The 18,215-nt window shown below is 64.7% G+C and carries 11 protein-coding genes; 2 read left to right on the forward strand and 9 right to left on the reverse strand.

Going from position 1 to position 18,215, the window contains the following annotated elements:
• Positions 1 to 142: 142 nt before the first annotated feature.
• The 6 genes from pgaD to tsaE form a co-directional block, all read right to left on the reverse strand.
• Positions 143 to 670: a poly-beta-1,6-N-acetyl-D-glucosamine biosynthesis protein PgaD gene (gene pgaD / locus KW830_RS16225; RefSeq protein WP_218333729.1), complete on the reverse strand. Its 528-nt coding sequence runs from the start codon at positions 668 to 670 to the stop codon at positions 143 to 145.
• On the reverse strand, positions 667 to 2,013 hold the full coding sequence (gene pgaC / locus KW830_RS16230; RefSeq protein ID WP_218333730.1) for a poly-beta-1,6-N-acetyl-D-glucosamine synthase: 1,347 nt from the start codon (positions 2,011 to 2,013) through the stop codon (positions 667 to 669). Before pgaC ends, pgaD begins: the two co-directional genes overlap by 4 nt.
• Positions 2,010 to 4,052 carry a poly-beta-1,6-N-acetyl-D-glucosamine N-deacetylase PgaB gene (pgaB, locus tag KW830_RS16235; RefSeq protein ID WP_218333731.1) on the reverse strand — a complete coding sequence of 681 codons (2,043 nt, stop codon included), beginning with the start codon at positions 4,050 to 4,052 and terminating at the stop codon, positions 2,010 to 2,012. Before pgaB ends, pgaC begins: the two co-directional genes overlap by 4 nt.
• An 8-nt stretch (positions 4,053 to 4,060) precedes the next feature.
• Positions 4,061 to 6,373: a poly-beta-1,6 N-acetyl-D-glucosamine export porin PgaA gene (gene pgaA, locus KW830_RS16240; RefSeq protein WP_218333732.1), complete on the reverse strand. Its 2,313-nt coding sequence runs from the start codon at positions 6,371 to 6,373 to the stop codon at positions 4,061 to 4,063.
• A 698-nt stretch (positions 6,374 to 7,071) separates the two neighbouring features.
• Complete coding sequence (locus KW830_RS16245) at positions 7,072 to 8,553, reverse strand: N-acetylmuramoyl-L-alanine amidase (RefSeq protein ID WP_098066429.1); 1,482 nt, start codon at positions 8,551 to 8,553, stop codon at positions 7,072 to 7,074.
• Positions 8,550 to 9,065, reverse strand: a complete 516-nt coding sequence (gene tsaE, locus KW830_RS16250; protein ID WP_370626145.1) for a tRNA (adenosine(37)-N6)-threonylcarbamoyltransferase complex ATPase subunit type 1 TsaE — start codon at positions 9,063 to 9,065, stop codon at positions 8,550 to 8,552. The genes KW830_RS16245 and tsaE overlap by 4 nt, the downstream gene beginning before the upstream one ends.
• Before the next feature lie 12 nt (positions 9,066 to 9,077).
• Between tsaE and queG the strand changes: the two genes are divergently transcribed.
• A complete protein-coding gene (gene queG / locus KW830_RS16255) occupies positions 9,078 to 10,136 on the forward strand; it encodes a tRNA epoxyqueuosine(34) reductase QueG (RefSeq protein ID WP_218333812.1) in 1,059 nt (352 codons plus the stop codon).
• Between the two features lie 4 nt (positions 10,137 to 10,140).
• Here queG and KW830_RS16260 read toward each other — a convergent pair whose 3' ends face one another.
• The gene (locus KW830_RS16260; RefSeq protein ID WP_370626146.1) at positions 10,141 to 11,046 is read right to left on the reverse strand and encodes an AEC family transporter; all 906 of its coding nucleotides are present in this window, start codon (positions 11,044 to 11,046) and stop codon (positions 10,141 to 10,143) included.
• A 299-nt stretch (positions 11,047 to 11,345) separates the two neighbouring features.
• Between KW830_RS16260 and KW830_RS16265 the strand changes: the two genes are divergently transcribed.
• Positions 11,346 to 12,314 (forward strand): tripartite tricarboxylate transporter substrate binding protein BugE, encoded by a 969-nt coding sequence (locus tag KW830_RS16265; protein ID WP_066536388.1) that lies wholly within the window; start codon positions 11,346 to 11,348, stop codon positions 12,312 to 12,314.
• Positions 12,315 to 12,487: 173 nt separating this feature from the next.
• On the opposite strand, the gene rpoD is transcribed toward KW830_RS16265, so the two are convergent.
• Both rpoD and dnaG read right to left on the reverse strand, forming a co-directional pair.
• Positions 12,488 to 14,947 (reverse strand): RNA polymerase sigma factor RpoD, encoded by a 2,460-nt coding sequence (rpoD, locus tag KW830_RS16270; protein WP_066536386.1) that lies wholly within the window; start codon positions 14,945 to 14,947, stop codon positions 12,488 to 12,490.
• 557 nt (positions 14,948 to 15,504) lie between these two features.
• Positions 15,505 to 17,610 (reverse strand): DNA primase, encoded by a 2,106-nt coding sequence (dnaG, locus tag KW830_RS16275; protein ID WP_218333735.1) that lies wholly within the window; start codon positions 17,608 to 17,610, stop codon positions 15,505 to 15,507.
• Positions 17,611 to 18,215: the final 605 nt, after the last annotated feature.

The following is an 18,215-nucleotide window of genomic DNA, read 5'->3' on the forward strand; positions in this document are numbered from 1 at the left end:
TTCAGCTCCTTTCATCCATCTGTGAGCTGCAGTGCGCAGCCCCATTGCAGACAGTCTTGCCTGCTGGGCTGCACCAGCGTGTCGGACATCCATCGGGTATCCATGTAGGACGCAAGGAGGGCTACGCTTTGTCTCGGTTGTTTCATGCCTGGCGCAGGCTGGGCGGCTCCGTGCGCGAGCGGGGTGCTGCACGCTCCTGGGCGATGGCCGTGATCGAGCCGTCAGGCGCATGGTGGATCACCGATACCGGTTGGGAACGCAGGCTGTCGAGGGCCGCCTGGTCGATGCCGTAGCTGCGGGTCAGACGTGCATCGTCCAGGGCGCTGGCGGAACTGCGGCGGGTCTTGCCGTGGAAACGGCTCCAGTTGTACAGCGCCCAGACCAGCAGGAACAGACCTTGCAGCACCATGGCCAGGGCGTAGATGATCAAGGTGTCCACGGACGGCATGACGCGGGAGAAGAACGGCATGTCCACGCCCTGCATCTGGTTGCTGCCCACGGCCATGATGCCGCGGACCAGCAGGTACAGAAAGGCGCACCAGGCCAGCAGGGTCACGATCCAGTCCACGGCATGCCGGAACGCGGAGCGCTGGCTGCGGATCACCATGGTGGAGGCATCGATTTCAAGCGGCAGGTGGTTGGCTGCCGGTGTGGTGGGGGTGGCCATCATGGTGTCTCCAGTTGTTGGATACCCCGGTCCGGGCTGACCCAGCGGGCGCGCTGGGGCTGGCGGCGGAGCATGACCTTGGGAAAGCTCACCAGGCTGGTGAACAGATTGGTCATCCAGAACACCAGCGGGTACCAGATCACCCAGAACAGGGTGCCGACCAGGCCTTTCTCATAGCGCCGGTCGATGTAGATGCTGACCGCGAACTGCAGCAAGCAGGTCGCACCCAGCACCAGGCCGGTGAACGCCGGCGGGAACAGGGTTTCCACATGGATATGGGTCGGCAGCGGCATGACCTTACCCAGCAGGAACAGCAGGATCGACAGCACAAAGGCGTAGGCCCACAGGGTGGAGACCAGAAACTCCGCCAGCAGCGGCCACATGCGGCGGTTGCGCCAGCGCAGCAGGCTGCCGAAGTTCTTCAGGAAGATCTCGGCGCCGCCCTGGGCCCAGCGCAGGCGCTGCTTCCACAGGCCGCGCAGGGTTTCGGGCATCAGAATCCAGCCCAGCGCGCGGGGTTCGTAGAAGATGGACCAGTGGTCGCGCTGCAGCTTCCAGCTGATGTCGATGTCCTCGGTCACCATGTCCAGGCTCCAGTAGCCCACGCGGTCCAGTGCCTGGCGGCGGAAAGCCGCAATCACACCCGACACGGTGAACACCTGGCCGTACACCCGCTGGGTGCGCTTGATCAGGCCGATGATGGACGAGAACTCGCCGACCTGGACAATGCCCACCAGCGTGGAGCGCGTGCGCACCCGGGGGTTCCCGGTCACGGCGCCGACGCGCGGGTTGTCCAGCATGGGCCGCACCAGAAAGGACACGGCATCGGGGTCGAGAATGGCGTCGCCATCGATGCAGACCAGGTACTCGCTGTTGGACGCCAGCGCGCCCATGCGCAGCGCCATGGCCTTGCCCTGGTTCTCGGCCAGATGCACCACGCGCAGACGGGGGTGGGCGGCGGCCATGCGCTCCAGCAGGACGGCCGTGCCGTCGGAGGAGCCATCGTTGACGGCGATCACCTCCACATTCGCGTAGCGCTGCTGCAGCGCCGCCAGCAAGGTCTCCTCGGCATTCTTTTCTTCGTTGAAGCAGGGGATGATGATGGCCACCTGGGGTGAGCCGGGCAGGGGGGGCACCTCGCGGTCTTCCAGGCGGTCACCCCATTTCCATTCGCGCTCCAGGTGCAGATAGAAATACAGGCCCCCCGCCATCCACAGCGCCGACATCAGCAGCGGGTAGAAGAAGACAAAGTCCAGGACCAGGTCGCCCGTGACAGCCACGGCGACCACGAATGGCATGGCGATGACACACACCATGAGCACAAAGGCAAAGATTCGGTGTTTCATGGGTAGGGATACCAGGTAATGGACATGTGGGGACGGATGTCCTTCAGCACGGGATGGTCCTGGGTGAAGTCATCCGGGTAATAGCCGTAGTGCTGCACGCCACGCAGTTGCAGCCGGCGCATCCAGGTGGCAATCACCTGGGAGTCGATCAGCTGAGCGGTGGAAGACGCGTGCGCGCCGGGTTGGCGCCAGTCGCGCGTCTGCAGCTCGAAAATGGTTTTCTGCAGCGCGCCCGGGCGTTGGGCCATGTGGTCCACCAGCTGGTCCAGCCAGCGGTTGGCGTCCTGCCGGGGCACCGATTCCATGTACGGCATGGCCATCGGTGCGGTCCAGTCATAGGCGTTCAGGAAGTCGTCGGGGTTCTGCGCGAACCATTGTTCGGCCTTGGGGTCCAGGATCGGGGCCGCAAAAATGTTGCGGGCGGTCTTGATTTCCGGGCCGCGGATCCTGCGCACCTTGTCCGTCAGCTCCTGCGTGAACTGCACCAGGGCCTGGGATTTGAAGCGTGTCCAGCGCTGCATCAGCGCCGGATCCGCGCGGATGGCACGGATGTCCTGGGGCAGCCCGGCACGCTCATAGGCCGCCAGGGCATCGGGGCCGGCATCCTCAAAATCGGACAGCAGGGCATCATCGTGGTAGAGCACCCCGGCAAACGATGCATGGCGGGCCAGGTCCTCGTACAGCCTGCCGATGGCCGCGCGGTTGCGGGCATTGAAAGGGCTCAGGCGCTGGTACTGCCCGGGATCGACCGCCACCTGGCCATCGGCCGGGTTCCATCGGCTGACGCGTGGGTAGCTGTCGTCCAGCGCCAGGCTCAGCACCGGCATCCAGGCATAGACGCGCACACCGCCGCGGCTGGCCAGCTGCCAGGCCACACGGTTGAAGAGGTCGGCACGCATGGGCAGCACCGTGTTGGGAAAGTAGACCTCCCGGACCAGACCGTCGCCATCGGGATCGGAAAACGCCTGCAGGAAGACGGTGTTGATCTTCATGTCCGCAATGCGCTGCACCAGCAGGTCCAGGTTCTTGGCCTGCTGCGCCGGATCGGCGTCGTACAGGTAGTCCAGATCGATGTGCGCGACCCGCAGATTGGGGGAGGGAGCCTCGTCCACCATCAGTGCCGCAATCGACTCGATGTTGTCGCGCCCCGTCATCAGCAGGCGCGGCACGTTGTCGGGTTTCTGCACATCGGCCAGACCCACTTCCAGGGTCAGAAACAGCTCGTAGCCTTCTTCGCGGATGACCTGCAGCGCTTCGCCGCTGGCGCGGCCGTAGGGCCAGACCCAGACCCTGGGCTTGCGGCCTGTGGTTTCGATGATGGTGCGCGTGACGGCCCGCACATCGTCGCGCACCCGCTGCTGGAATTCCTGCGAGGTCTCGTAGCGCTGCTGGTCCGGCAGGTACTGGTGGTTGGCCATATGGGGCATCAGATTGCCCTGGGGGTTGCCCTGGCTGCCCTTGTGGGAGGCGAAGGTGTGGGCGCCGATTTCCACCAGCGGCGACTTGGCCACCTGGCCCAGCTCCTTTGCGTTCAGGAACAGCTCCCGGGGGGCAGGTTCATCGCCAAAGATCACGGGCTGGGAGGCCGGGGTCAGCATCCAGCTGCCCACCGGCGCCAGCACCGCCGGCCAGTGGAAGCTGCGCAGCAGAGGGATCACCCGGGTGTAGAAGTCCTTGTAGCCATCGTCGAACGTCAGCAGCACGGCCTTGGGCGGAAGCTCCGGACCGCCTTTCTGGGCGGCCAGGATCTGGTCCACCGACACGGCCTGGTAGCCGTTCATGCGCAGCCATTGCAGCTGCGCCACCAACTGGTCCGTGCGCACGGCAATGAAGGACTGGTCGGCCACGCCGTCCTGGATGGCGTGGTAGGCCAAGGTCAGATAGTGGTTGCGGGGCCAGGCCTTGTCATGGCTGGCGACAGTGCGTTCGGCGGGCGGGGTGAACACCGGAATGTCTTTGGCACAGCCAGCCCCGAGCAGTGCTGCGGCGGACAGCAGCAAGGCCAGCAGGCGGCGGAAGGAGCGGGTGGGTGTGTTCATGGCTTGCTTCAGAATCGGTAAGTCAGATCAAACACAAGACGCCATTCGCGCTCATGCACCCCGTCATAGGGGCGGCGCAGTGCAGACAGCGTGGCCCCCATCTCCAGCACATCGTTGTGCTTGTAGCGCTGCCCGTAGCTGATGAATTGCGCGGCGCCCGTGCCATAGCCCTGCTGGTGCACCCCACCCAGGCCGATGCTGGCTTTCTGGGTCCATTGCGTTTCATAGCGCTGGTAGATCGTGTGGTTCCATTGCAGCGAAGGCATCAGCCCCACTTCACGGCGCGGGCTGTAGTACGGCACATCGGTGCGGGAGTTGCGCGCCGCGTAGCCCTCGATCCCCAGGTCCAGGAACCAGGTGGTGCGGGTCATCAGACGTTCCTTGCCGGTGACCAGCAGCTCGGTGCGGTGGTTGCCATCGCTGAAGCGCGACGGGGTGATGCCGACGCTCCACTCCCGCAGCTCGCTTTGGCGCCAGCGCAGGCCCAGTTCCACACTGTTGCTGGTGATGCCGTTGTGCAGGGCGCGCAGCGGCGTGGCACGGGAGCGCCAGTTGGCCGCAGCGCTCAGTTGCCAGTGGTCGTCGATGTCATAGGCCGCCGCCACGCGTGCCCCGGTCTTGGAGCCCTGCCCGAAGCTGCTGCTGGAGACTTCGGCCTCGGCCCACCAGTCGCGGCTGCGCCACTCCAGGCCGACACGGCCGAAGTTCTGTTGCCCCTTGCCTTCGGGGAAGTTGCCGGTGCGGTGTCCCGCCCCTGCAAACAGACGCCAGTTGTAGTTCAGCGGCGGGGTGTAGAGCGTGGTCTCCAGCCCGAAGTCGCGGCTGCCGAACACGGGGTTGCCGTCGCCGTTGCTGCCGCCCCTGCTCAGCCCCTTGTAGCCGGAAACCTGCAGTTCCGCCATGTTGTGGACCTCCCAGGCGCGGGCCAGGCGCTTGGCGGAGGGAGCTTCCGGAAAGCGGCCAATGGTGTCGGCGCTCAGCAGCTCGGCCTGGCGCCATTCCTGCAGCACCAGCGCCGTCTGGCCCTGGTGGGTTTCCACATTCAGGTCGCGCGGCTCGTAGCCTTCGGCAATCTTCAGTTCCTGCTCGGCCAGGCGCGGCCAGCCCCGCATGCGGTAGGCCCAGGCCAGGTCGGTGCGCAGGCTGTTGTTCCAGGGAGCGGCATCCACCAGATCCTTGAGCCGGGCCTGCCCGCCCGCCAGGTCGTTGGCATAAAGGTCCACCATGATGGCGGTGTGCTGCACTTCCAGATAGGACTCGTTGGGCACATTGGATTTTTCGCCTTCCACATAGCGCCACTTGGCATAGTCCTGCTGCATGGCGCGCACATGCTGCTGTGCTTCGGCCAGCCGGTCCTGGTCGGTATAGGCGTACAGCAGCCCCTGGTCCTGGGCCAGACGTGCCTGGTCGTCGTTGCGCATATAGCCGGATGCCGCCAGTTTCCGGTAGATCGCTTCGGCCTGTTCGGGCTGGCGCAGGTAGAGATAGGCCGATGCCACATCACCCAAGGCAAAGACCGGGATGTCCACGCCCGCGGCCTGCAGGTCTTCGTATTCCCGCACCAGCTCGGACATGTAGGCGCGTGAATGCAGGGCCTGCAGCCGGTCGATGCGTGCCTGCTGGATCAGCGGCGCCGTCTCCGGGCCCTGTGCCGCCCATTGCGCCAGCAGTGCGTCGTAGCGTGCCAGGGCCTGGTCGGCGACCGCGAAGCGCTCGGCTTCGCTGCGGGCGGTAACGCGGGAAAAGCGCACCCACTCGGCCGCTTCATCGGCCTGCAGGGTACGGAACTGGGCGGGGGTAAGCAGGCCGGGCTGGCGCGCGGCCAGTTCCAGTGCCTGGTGGGCCATGCCCGCCCGCTGCAACGCAAAAATGTATTCACGCAGCACATAGCCCTGGCCGGGGGCGATCTGCTGCGCCCGGTCGACATATTCCAGGGCCGCAAAGCTGCCGTTTTGTCGCAGCTGCGTATAGGCCTTGACCAGCAGGGCGTCGGCACTGTCAGGGGCCTGGCGCAGCACGCCATCGGCCAGGGCACTGGCCTGCGCCTGCTGGCCGCTGTCGGTCAGCACATAGATCTCGCCGTACTGGAAGGCCGTGTCCCGGGGGTATTGCGCACGGCCCTGGCGGTAGTACGCCAGCGCTTCGTCCCACTGCTGGGCGTCCCGCTTTTGCTGCGCCAGCTGCAGCAACTGGTCCCGGGCAGCCGGGGCGGAGGGCGTTTGTGCCAGTGCGGCGCTGCCCAGGCAGGTCACCAGCACGGCGACAGAAATGGCCCGGGGCACTCGCTGCAGGAAAGGGCTGGATGCAGAGCGTATGTGCATGGGAAATGGCCTCTCTCGTATGGGCAATGCGGTGCGCAAGAATTGAAAATTTCTATGTAAGTAGATGCTTGCATTTGATTCATGTATTCAAGCACTTTTCCTTTCAAAACCGATGCGACTTTGGAGTGGGAATGACGTTTATTTGAGGTTTCCTAGGGTTTGCACCGAGGTGAGCCGTTGCTGGCGAGACCGCTGTGTCACCATGGCAGTGGGTGCAGGGAAGTGTGTGCACGCACTGATGTGATTTGTTGCAGTATCTGAAATCTATGCCCCGGTAGTTCCTCCCTGGCGGTCCGCGGCCCTGACTGAATGGGGGTGCTGAAATTCGTGTTAATGATTGGAATTTACGAATCGATAGCTGATTTTTATGCTTTGGTGCGCCGCCGCGTTTCGGACCTGTCCTACCCTTTTGTAGGTGGTGAGCGTGGATTCAAACCGGGATGTTTTTCAGACCGAGGGCATTGCGCACTGCTGCAGCGGGGAGGCTGGCCGGGCAGGTCTGCGCCCGGGAACGCGTTGCCGGCCTGTTGCATGCCGGTGGTGTGCAACGTGAACACCCGTGAGGCGGTGTAACCTGGGGTGTGGCGTCGGCCGTGGTGGTGGCCGCGGCGCGGAGGCAGAAAGGGGAGAGGCCGGAATGGCCCATAAAAAAGGCCCATCCGGGGGATGGGCCTGGTCGGGCCGCGGGGGCCGTCGGTTTACACCGTGCGGCTGCGGGCCAGCGGCGGGTTCTTGGCGAAGTAGAGCTTGATGCCGCGCATCAGCGCGTCGGCCAGCTGGGTCTGGTAGGCCGCACTGCGCAGCTTGGCCTCTTCTTCCGGGTTGCTGATGAAGGCGGTTTCCACCAGCACGCTGGGAATGTCGGGGGCCTTGAGCACGGCAAAGCCGGCCTGCTCCACCCGCGGCTTGTGCAGCTTGGCCATGTCGCCAATCTGGCCCAGCAGATGGGAGCCGAGCTTGAGGCTGTCGTTGATCTGGGCCGTGGTGCTCATGTCCAGCAGCATCTGCTGCACATTGCGATCCTGGCTTTTGACGTTCAGTCCGCCCACCAGGTCGGCCTGGTTTTCCTTGTTGGCCAGCCAGCGCGCGGCCGTGCTGGAGGCGCCTTTCTGGCTCAGGGCGAACACGCTGGCGCCTTTGGCGGCGGGCGTGGTGAAGGCATCGGCATGGATGCTGATGAACAGATCGGCCTGCACGCGCCGGGCTTTTTCCACCCGCGTGCCCAGGGGCACGAAGAAGTCGGCATCGCGCGTCAGGAAGGCGCGCATGGGGCTGCCGCCCACGCTGCTGGCGTTGATGCGGTCCCGCAGCAGATGGGCAATGCGCAGCACCACATCCTTCTCCCGCGTGCCGCCAGGGCCGATGGCGCCGGGGTCTTCGCCACCATGGCCGGGGTCGAGGGCCACGATGATGATGCGGTCCGTGCGCTGGGCCGTGGCCACCGTGGGGCCGACCGGACGCTTGGAAGGTGCCGGTTCGGGCGGCGGTGTGACAGGGGGCGTGGGTGCCGTGGCCACCACCGAAGGGGGCGTGGCAGGTGCCGGGGCCGGCGCAGGTTTGGCCGGCACGCTGGGGGCCGGCCTGTTGCCATGCTGGGCAATCAGGTCGCCCAGCGGGTCAGCTTCAGGCGGCACGCCGCTGCCCATGGCGGGCTGGTGGGATTGTGCGGTCTGCGGGCCGGCGTCGCGCAGGCGCTCGCTGATCAGCGCTTCCATCGGATCCACGGCCTTGGCCGGGTAGAGGTCGAACACCAGCCGGTGCTGGTAGGCCGCCACCGGCTGCAGGGTGAAGACCTGGGGCACGGCTTCCTGCTTGAGGTCGATGACCAGTCGCACCACATTGGGCGCGTTCTGGCCCACACGGATGGCTTTGATGTTCGGGTCGTCGGGGCGGACCTTGGCCACCAGGTCCTTGAGGGCCGGGTTCAGGTCGATGCCTTCGATGTCCACCGCCAGCCGGGGCGGCGAGGCCACGAAGAACTGCTTGGCCACCAGCGGCGTGTCGGATTCCAGCGTGACGCGGGAATACTCCGGCGCAGGCCAGACGCGCACCGCCACGATGCTGGCGCCACGGGCGATCTGCTGGCTGCCGAGCAGCAGCACCAGCGAGCCGGCCTGCAGCAGATGGCGGCGGGTCAGCGGGGAAGAAGGGGCGGGACGGTTAGTGGTGTCGTCACTCATGCGGGCCATTGCTGCAGCATCTGGGCGCCAGCTTGCGTATGGGCATGCAAGCTCACGCGGCGCTGCGTGTCATCAATTGCTTCGATATGGATAGCTATGTCCGCAGGAGGCGTGAGCGCTGCGGCCTTTTCCGGCCATTCTGCCAGTTTCAGGCCATCGCTGGCAAAGATGTCCCGAAAACCGGCATCTTCCCACTCGCGCGGATCGTCAAAACGGTAGAAATCAAAGTGCCACACCGGCATGGCTGCGCATTCATGCGGTTCCACCACGGCATAGGTAGGGCTTTTGATGCGGCCGCTCACGCCCAGGGTGCGCAGCAGATGGCGCACAAAGGTGGTTTTGCCGGCGCCCAGGTCGCCATGCAAGGTGATGTAGGCATTGCGCAGCTGGGGCAGTGCGGCCAGCTGGCGGGCAAAGGCGGCGGTGTCGTCCTCGCTGTGCCAAATAAGCTGGCGCGAGGCAAGGGAGAGCGTCATTTCTAAAATAGCGGGGTTATGGTCTGCAGCAGTCAACTCGTTCCTCACATACAAGACTGGGCTCGCGAGTTGGGATTTTCCCAAATTGGCGTGGCCGGTGTCGACTTGTCCTCTGCAGAGCCTGGGCTGCTGCAATGGCTGGCCGCCGGTTGCCATGGCGAGATGCACTATATGGAAAGCCATGGCCTCAAGCGTGCCCGCCCGGCCGAACTGGTGCCGGGCACGCTGAGCGTGATCACCGCCCGCATGGATTATCTGCCCCAGACCACCCCCGCGGGGTGGCAGGCCGTGGAGTTCGGGCGTCTGCAGCGGCCCCAGGAGGGCATTGTCTCGGTCTACGCCCGGGGGCGGGACTACCACAAGGTGCTGCGCGCACGGCTGCAGAAACTGTCCGACCGCATCGCCCAGGAGATCGGCCCCTTCGGCCACCGCGTGTTCACCGACTCCGCGCCGGTGCTGGAGGCTGAGCTGGCCCAGCGCAGCGGCCAGGGCTGGCGCGGCAAGCACACGCTGGTGCTCAGCCGGGAGGCCGGCTCCATGTTCTTTCTGGGCGAAATCCTGGTGGACATGGCGCTGGAGCCGACCGAACCGGTCAGCGGCCACTGCGGCAGCTGCAGAGCCTGCATGCAGGCCTGCCCCACCGGTGCCATCGTGGCGCCGCACCAGGTGGATGCGCGCCGCTGCATTTCCTACCTGACCATTGAGCACGATGGCCCCATCCCGCTGGAACTGCGCCCGCTGCTGGCCAACCGCATCTACGGCTGCGATGACTGCCAGCTGGCCTGCCCGTGGAACAAGTTTGCCCAGCCCAGCCGCCTGGCGGACTTTGATGCGCGCGACGGTCTGGCCGGCAGCAGCCTGGTGCAGCTGTTCGCCTGGGACGAAGCGCAGTTTCTGCGCCGCACCGAAGGCAGTCCCATCCGCCGCATCGGCCATGCGCGCTGGCAGCGCAACATCGCCGTGGCCATGGGCAATGCGCTGCGCAGCCTGCCGGCCGGCGCCGAGCGCGATGCGGTGCAGTCCGCCCTGGCGGCCCAGGCCGCCCACCCCAGTGATCTGCTGCGCGAGCATGTGCAGTGGGCGCTGGCGCAGTGTGCCCAGGCGTAGAGCGCTAAGGAACCAGCGACAGCGCAAACGGCAGGCTGGCCACCCCCAACACCGTGGACAGCGTTACCAGACCCGCCACATACGGCCCGTTGTAGCCCATGCGCGCCGCCAGCACATAGCAGGTGCTGGCCGTGGGCATGGCCGAGAACAGCAGCAGGATCAGCGCCTGCGTGCCTTCCAGGCCCAGCAGGTGGATGGCGCCCAGCGCAATCAGCGGCTGGATGAAGTGGCGGATGGCCAGCATCCCCACGCTCAGGCGCTTGGCGTGGGTCAGCAGGCCCAGTTGCATGCCGGCACCGGCGGACATCAGTCCCAGTGCGATGGAGGCGGCGCCAATGCGGCTGACCGGGGGCTCCAGCCAGCTGGGCATGCGAAAGCCCAGCAGATTGGCCACCAGACCGCAGACCGTGGCCACGATCAGCGGGTTGCGTACCAACTGGCCCCAGAAGCTGTGCTCTCCCGCACGGGCCATGGGCCAGACGGCCGCGATGTTGAACATGGGGACGCAAAAGCCGATCAGCACCGAGATATAGAGCAGCCCCTCGGGCCCGGCCAGCCGGTCGGCCAGCGCCAGGCCGATGAAGGAATTGAAGCGGAACGCCACCTGGGCCGCGCTGGCGTGGTCGCGCAGGTTCACGTGGCCTTTCAGGCCCGGCCACCAGGGCAGGCTGTATGCCAGGGCCACGCCCACCAGGCCGGACAGCACGCCGGCCGCAATCAGATTGGAGGTGGCCGCCCAGTCCAGCGGGCTTTTGACGATGGAGTGAAACAGCAGCACCGGAAACAGCAGGTAGTACACCAGTGCTTCGGCGCCTTGCCAGACGCTGCGGTTCAGCGGCGTGAACCGGCACAGCAGGTAGCCCAGCAGGATCAGGGAGAAATCGGGGAAGAGGAGCTGGGCGTAATTCACGGGCGCCAAGCATACGCCGGGAATGCGCAGCACCGGAGCAGGGGGGCGATGGCCCTGCCACGGAAGTGACAAGCGATGCCGCGCTGCGGCGACGGCGCACAGCGGCCCACGGCGCGAATCTGCGTGAAAACCCGGCATGCCTAGCGCAGAAACAGGGTCTGTGATGTCAGCTTTTGTCAGTGTTTGCGCTAGTCGGGGGTAAACACCTAGGTATTTGGCTGTTGCTAGTGGTCGGCTGGATAAAAGGGCGCTTTAGCATCGCCATTCCCCCCTTGGAGACAGAATTGAGGAGTACTTTCATGGATCGTCGTTGCTGGATGGGTGTTGTGTTGGCGTTGGCCGGTTCGGCCGCCATGGCTGATGCATCGTTCCCCAACAAACCCATCAAGTTGCTGGTGCCGTTTGCGGCCGGCGGCACCACCGACATCATCGCGCGCGTGATTTCCGAGCCCCTGTCCAAGGAGCTGGGCCAGCCGGTGATCGTGGAAAACCGTGGCGGTGGCGGCGGCGTCATTGGCGCGCTGGAAACCTCGCGCCAGAAGGCCGATGGCTACAACCTGGGTATTGCCACCGTGTCCACCATGGCCACCAACCCGGCCATCAACCCCAAGAACCCCTATGACCCGCTGACAGCCTTCACCCCCATCGTCAACATTGCGGCCACGCCCAATGTGATCGCGGTGAACCCCAAGTTTGCCGGTGCGGCCAACTACAAGGCATTTGAAGCCGAGCTCAAGAAGAACCCCGGCAAGTATTCCTACGGTTCCTCGGGTACGGGCGGCATCCAGCACATGCTGATGGAGCTGTACAAGAGCCTGACCGGCATCGAAATGACCCACGTACCCTACCGTGGCGCGGGTCCGGCCCTGAACGACGCTGTGGCCAACCAGATCCCGATGATTCTGGACAACCTGCCTTCGGCACTGCCCTTCATCAAGGACAAGCGTCTGGTGGCCATCGCCGTGGCGGCCCCCCAGCGCCTGAGCGTGCTGCCCGATGTGCCCACCTTCAAGGAAGTGGGCCTGGAGCCGGTGAACCGCATGGCCTTCTACGGCCTGATCGGCCCCAAGGGCATGCCCAAGGAAGTGGTGGACAAGATCAATGCCGCCACCCGCAAGGCGCTGCAGGATCCCGCCATCCGCAAGCGCATCGAAGACACGGGCTCGGTCATCGTGGGCAACACGCCCGAGCAGTTCGCCAAGGAAACCAAGGACGAACTCACCATCTACAAGGAAGTGGTGGCCAAGCAGAAGCTGACGCTGGAATGAGCGCCACCTGAGCTGGAAAAAAAGCCGCGCAGTGCGCGGCTTTTTTGTGCCCGGAAATTCCCTGCAGCAGGGCCGCCGGGGCATGCGGCAGGGCACATGAAAAAGCCTGCGCGGCGGTGGCCGGCAGGCTTTGGTGAATCTCTCCCGCACACGGTGCGGGAGGAGGCTGGCGCTTACAGCGAATCGATGAAGCTGCGCAGCTTGTCGCTGCGGCTGGGGTGCTTCAGCTTGCGCAGTGCCTTGGCTTCGATCTGGCGGATGCGCTCGCGCGTCACGTCGAACTGCTTGCCTACTTCTTCCAGCGTGTGGTCGGTGGACATTTCAATGCCGAAGCGCATGCGCAGCACCTTGGCTTCGCGGGGGGTCAGGCCATCGAGGATGTCCTTGACCACGTCGCGCAGGCCGGCCTGCATGGCGGCATCGATGGGGGCGGTGTTGTTGCCGTCCTCGATGAAGTCGCCCAGGTGCGAATCGTCGTCGTCGCCGATGGGGGTTTCCATCGAGATCGGCTCCTTGGCGATCTTCATGATCTTGCGGATCTTGTCCTCGGGGATCTCCATCTTGGCCGCCAGGATGGACGCATCGGGCTCGAAGCCAAACTCCTGCAAGTGCTGGCGCGAGATGCGGTTCATCTTGTTGATGGTTTCGATCATGTGCACCGGGATGCGGATCGTGCGGGCCTGGTCCGCGATGGAACGCGTGATGGCCTGGCGGATCCACCAGGTGGCATAGGTCGAGAACTTGTAGCCGCGGCGGTATTCGAACTTGTCCACCGCCTTCATCAGGCCGATGTTGCCTTCCTGGATCAGGTCCAGGAACTGCAGGCCGCGGTTGGTGTACTTCTTGGCAATGGAGATCACCAGGCGCAGGTTGGCCTCGATCATTTCCTTCTTGGCATCGCGGCTGGAGCGTTCACCGTCGTTCATGCGCTTGTTGATGCGCTTGAGCTCTTCCAGCGGCACCACCACGCGGGACTGCAGGTCGATCAGGTTCTGCTGCAACTCCTGCACGGGCGGGATGTTGCGGGCCATGACGTTGCTCCAGGGCTTGCCGGCGGCGGCTTGCTTGGTGACCCAGTCCAGGTTGAGCAGGTTGGGCGGGAAGTCCTTGATGAAGGTTTCCTGCGGCATGCGGCACTTGTCCACGATGATCTTGCGCAGCTCGCGTTCCTTCTTGCGCACATCGTCCACCTGGGCACGCACCAGATCGCAGAGCTTTTCGATCGTCTTGGCCGTGAAGCGGATGGTCATCAGCTCCTCGGTGATCGTCTTCTGGATCTTCATGTACGTGGCCGAGCCGTAGCCCTCCTTGTCGTACACCTTGTGCATCTTCTCGAAGTGGCCGCGGATGCTGTCGAAGCGCGACAGGGCTTCGTTCTTCAGCTCTTCGAGCTTCTTGGTCAGTGCCTTGGAGCCGCCCTTGCCGTCGTCGTCGTCCTCTTCGTCGTACTCGTCGAAGTCTTCTTCGGCCACATAGTCGTCGTTTTCGTTGGCGTTCACGAAACCGTCGACCACGGTGGAGATCACGACCTTGCCTTCACGGATTTCCTCGGCCATGCCCAGGATTTCCGCAATGGTGGCGGGGGAAGCCGAGATGGCCTCCATCATGTCCATCAGACCGCCTTCGATGCGCTTGGCGATTTCGATTTCGCCTTCGCGCGTCAGCAGTTCCACCGTCCCCATTTCGCGCATGTACATGCGCACAGGGTCAGTGGTGCGGCCGAATTCCGAGTCCACGGTGGACAGGGCCGCTTCGGCTTCTTCTTCCGCTTCTTCTTCCGTGGTGGCCGATTGTCCGGTGTTGTTCAGCAGCAGGGTTTCGGCGTCGGGCGTCTGCTCGTAGACCGCCACACCCATGTCGTTCAACATGGAGATCACGACTTCCAGCGTTTCGGCATCGACCAGCTTGTCGGGCAAGTGGTCGGAGATTTCCGCGTTGGTCAGGTAGCCACGGGTCTTGCCCAGCTTGATCAGGGCCTTCAGGCGCTGGCGGCGGGTGTTCAGTTCGTCTTCGGTCAGGACGGTTTCGTCCAGGCCGAATTCCTTCATCAAGGCGCGTTCCTTCGCCTTGCTGATCTTCATGCGCAGGGGCTTGGCCTTCTCGGTGGTGGTCGTGGTCTCCACTTCCACTTCGGCTTCGGCCTCCACTTCGACATCGCCATCGATGTCGCCGTCAATGTCACCGTCCAGATCGGCATCGTCCATGTCATCCGACATGTCCTTGGGCTTGCCGCCCTTGGCGGCCGTTTCGGCCTTGGGCTTGCGGCCGCGCTTGGCGGGCGCCTTGTCGGTGTCGGCTGCAGCGGCCTTGGCCGTGGTGGTCTTCTTGGCCGCGGCCTTCTTGGCGGCGGCAGGCTTCTTGGCGGGGGCTTCGGCTTCGTCGCCGTCTACAGCTGCAGCTTTCTTGCTGACGCGTTTCTTGGAATCCGCTGCGAGCAGCGCGTCGGCCAGGGCTTTGAGTTCAGCTTGTGATTTGGTTGCCACTTTGGTGTCTTTCTTGGCTTCGGCCGCCTTGGACGAGGCGGGCTTTTTCACGGCAGCGGTCTTTTTGGCAGCTGCAGTCGTGGAAGAGGTCTTGGACTTCGCGGAAGCATCGGGGGCCTGCTGGGACTTCGCGGACTTTGAAACGGGCATGCATACCTCACGGTCAAAAGCGGACACACAAAGAAAACTCGCAAGCGCCTCGAAAACCGGCGCGCACAACACATGCCATGGACGCGCCAAGGCATGTGGGGAGCGGACGGGCTCCCGGGGCAAGATGGGTGGGCGAACATTTGGTGTGCAGTCCTTGCGGTGGAATTGGCCATGCACTTGCTGCAATCCGCGTGAGTTCTGTCACGGGGGCCGGGTCCGGAGGTGCTGCTGTCGCTCTTGCCGAATAGCCTTTAATTATACCTTCGGCAGAAAAAATCAAGAGGTTCGGCGTTATTTTTTCAAAAAAACCTTGCGGATCAATAGTGGCTTGCTAAAGATGCTACGGTTTTTGATGAATTTGAGGGCTGTATGGCCGTTGATCCTGCCCGTACGGCAGCCAGGGGCATGGTGCACCAGGACCCCAGCAGCGTATTTAGAGTAGCTAGCCACAACCCTTGATTCACCGTTGCTTCGCCTTGTCGTACGGCTGTACTGTCTGCGGCTTCGCGCCTCGTCTCCACCGCAAACCTGTGGTTTGCTGGGTCGTGTTGCCGCTCTTATTCGCCGACCTGCGGCGCAGGTGCCGCCGCCAGCTGCTTGCGGCGTTCCTGCAGCGCGCGGTAACGGTGCACGGCCTGCGGGTCGGTGGCGACTTCGGCCAGGGCCTGGGCTTCCAGCGTCTTCAGGCGCTTGACCAGCATCAGATTGAGCACGCTGCGCAGCTCGCAGCGCAGCTCGGGCAGCTCGCCTTCGGGCTGGCCATGGGGGCCGTCCATCAGGGTGCGGGCCAGCTGGGCTTCGCCGCTGCTGCCCAGGCGGGACTGCAGCACCGCCCAGGATTGGGGGCCATGCTCCTGGTACTGGCTCTCTACCCAGGCGAACAGCGGGCCGTGCGGGGCGGGCTGGCTGACCAGGGCATCCAGGTCTTCGTTGGCCAGCTCTTCCATGAACTCCATGTGCGACAGCAGCAGGCGGGCGGCCTGGTCCGGGCCCAGCGGCTGGGCGATGCGGGGCGGGCGCGGGGCTTCGTTCCAGCCCGTATTGCCGGCGCGGTCGCGGCCCCAGGGCTTTTTGCCCCAGCCGTTGCGGCCTTCGCCGCGCGGGCCGTTGCCATTGCGAAAGTTGCCCCGGTTGCCATAGCCATTGCCGCCCTGGCCGCGCGCGCCGCCGGCATAGCCCGTGTAGGTGTTGCCACCACCACCGGCATCGCCCCAGCCGTCATGGGCGCTGTGGCCGTAGTCTGCGTCCGGCGGTGCCCATTCGGCCGAAGGGGGGACGGACGCGGCCGGGAAGGCCTGTGAACCTGTCGCAGGGGTGGGGTTGGCGCCACCGGCACCGCCACGCTGCCAGCGGTTTTCCTGGGCAGCGGCCTGCTCCCACAGCTCGGTCAGGTCGCTGCTGGACAGCTGGGCCTTGCCCGCCATTTCGGCCAGCAGCTGGCGCTTCAGTGCGCCGTCGGGCAGCAGGTTCCACAGCGGCCGGGCCTGGCTGGCCATGCGTGCGCGGCCTTCGGCCTGGCCCAGATCGCAGCCTTCGCTGACGGCGTCCAGCAGAAAGCGCGACAGCGGCAGCGCATCGCCCACATGGCGGGCAAAGGCATCCGGGCCGTGTTCGCGGATGAAGCTGTCGGGGTCGTGCTCGGCAGGCAGGAAGAGGAACTTCACGCTGCGCGTGTCGCTGGCGTAGGGCAGGGCGCCTTCGAGCGCCTTGCGTGCAGCGCGGCGGCCGGCGGCGTCGCCGTCAAAGCTGAACACCACCGCATCGGTGAAGCGGAACAGCTTGTGCACATGCTCGGGGGTGCAGGCCGTGCCCAGCGTGGCCACGGCATTCGGAAAGCCCAGCTGTGCCAGGGCCACCACGTCCATATAGCCTTCGGTGACCAGGGCATAGCCTTTTTCGCGCAGCGCGTTGCGGGCTTCGAACAGGCCGTAGAGCTCGCGTCCCTTGTGGAACAGCGGCGTCTCCGGCGAGTTCAGGTATTTGGGTTTCTCGTCCCCCAGCACGCGGCCGCCAAAGCCGATGCACTCGCCTTTGACATTGCGGATCGGGAACATGATGCGGTCGCGGAAGCGGTCGTAGCGCTTGTCATCGTCTTCGTTGACGATGACCAGGCCCGCTTCCTGCAGTTGCGGATCGTCGTACTGCGGGAATACGCCCGCCAGGTGGCGCCAGCCGGCCGGGGCATAGCCCAGGCCGTAGCGGCTGCAGATGGCGCCGGAGACGCCGCGCTTTTTCAGGTACTCCACCGCATGGGCGGAATCCTTGAGCTGCTTGCGGTAGGAGTCGCCCGCGCGTTCGAGCACATCGGTCAGCGACGCCTGCTGGCGCTTTTGCGCGGCCTGGCGCTCGCGCTCGGCCGGGCTGATGTCGTCCTGCGGCACCTGCATGCCCACCTGCTGGGCCAGGTCCTGCACCGCCTCCACAAAGCCCATGCCGGTGTGCTCCATCAGGAAGCTGATGGCATTGCCGTTCTTGCCGCAGCCAAAGCAGTGGTAGAACTGCTTGGAGGGGCTGACGCTGAACGAGGGCGACTTTTCCCCATGGAAAGGGCACAGCCCCATGAAGTTGGCGCCGCCTTTTTTCAGCGGCACATAGCGGCCGACCACGTCAACCACATCGACGCGGGCAAGCAACTCCTGGAGGAAAGACTGGGGGATGGACACCGGCCGTATTGTGCGCCAAGGCGCCTACCCGGTGCAGCCACAGCAGTATCGGAAGTGCTGCCAGCAGCCTGCTTTCGCCGGGGTGTGCCGGGCCTGCCGTGCACCGTTGCGGCAGGGGGGGGCACCCAGACTGGCGCCGCTTGGGGACATACCGTCAGGGGCGGTGGCTGTGGCGTGCCGGAAACACCTCGGATGCCCATCAGCCGCCAGGGTCTGGAGGGCCGGCCTGCGGCTGGCCGGGCGTTGCGCCATAAAAAAGGCCCGCATCGGTGGATGCGGGCCAGTCTCCTCCGCCCTGGTACATGCCAGGGCGTTTCCTCATTGATGCACAGGATGCAAAGGACGGTGCCGACTGCCCTTGCGGGCGGGGTCTGCACAACCCATGGCGGCATTGTAGGGAGGAAAACGCACAAATCGCTATTTGTGTAATTTATGTCTTATATAAGACGTAAGTTTGTGCAATCTCTGGAATGGTGCTAGTAGGGATGTGGATGCTGCTAACTGATTGATTCATTGGGGTAGGTTGCAGTTTTGTGGGACCGGTTGCCACCGCGGTGCGATCCGGAATGTGCACAAAAATAGACTGCTGCATGGGGGCAATGTGT

This window comes from Comamonas sp. CMM03 (genome assembly GCF_019218715.1).
Lineage (GTDB): Bacteria > Pseudomonadota > Gammaproteobacteria > Burkholderiales > Burkholderiaceae_C > Comamonas > Comamonas terrigena.

Excerpts from the sequence above, each read along its gene's own strand:
- KW830_RS16265 (WP_066536388.1), top strand. The coding sequence starts at position 11,346 with ATGGATCGTCGTTGCTGGATGGGTGTTGTGTTGGCGTTGGCCGGTTCG.
- KW830_RS16245 (WP_098066429.1), bottom strand. The coding sequence starts at position 8,553 with ATGAGTGACGACACCACTAACCGTCCCGCCCCTTCTTCCCCGCTGACC.
- pgaC (WP_218333730.1), bottom strand. The coding sequence starts at position 2,013 with ATGAAACACCGAATCTTTGCCTTTGTGCTCATGGTGTGTGTCATCGCC.
- pgaA (WP_218333732.1), bottom strand. The coding sequence starts at position 6,373 with ATGCACATACGCTCTGCATCCAGCCCTTTCCTGCAGCGAGTGCCCCGG.
- rpoD (WP_066536386.1), bottom strand. The coding sequence starts at position 14,947 with ATGCCCGTTTCAAAGTCCGCGAAGTCCCAGCAGGCCCCCGATGCTTCC.
- pgaB (WP_218333731.1), bottom strand. The coding sequence starts at position 4,052 with ATGAACACACCCACCCGCTCCTTCCGCCGCCTGCTGGCCTTGCTGCTG.
- pgaD (WP_218333729.1), bottom strand. The coding sequence starts at position 670 with ATGATGGCCACCCCCACCACACCGGCAGCCAACCACCTGCCGCTTGAA.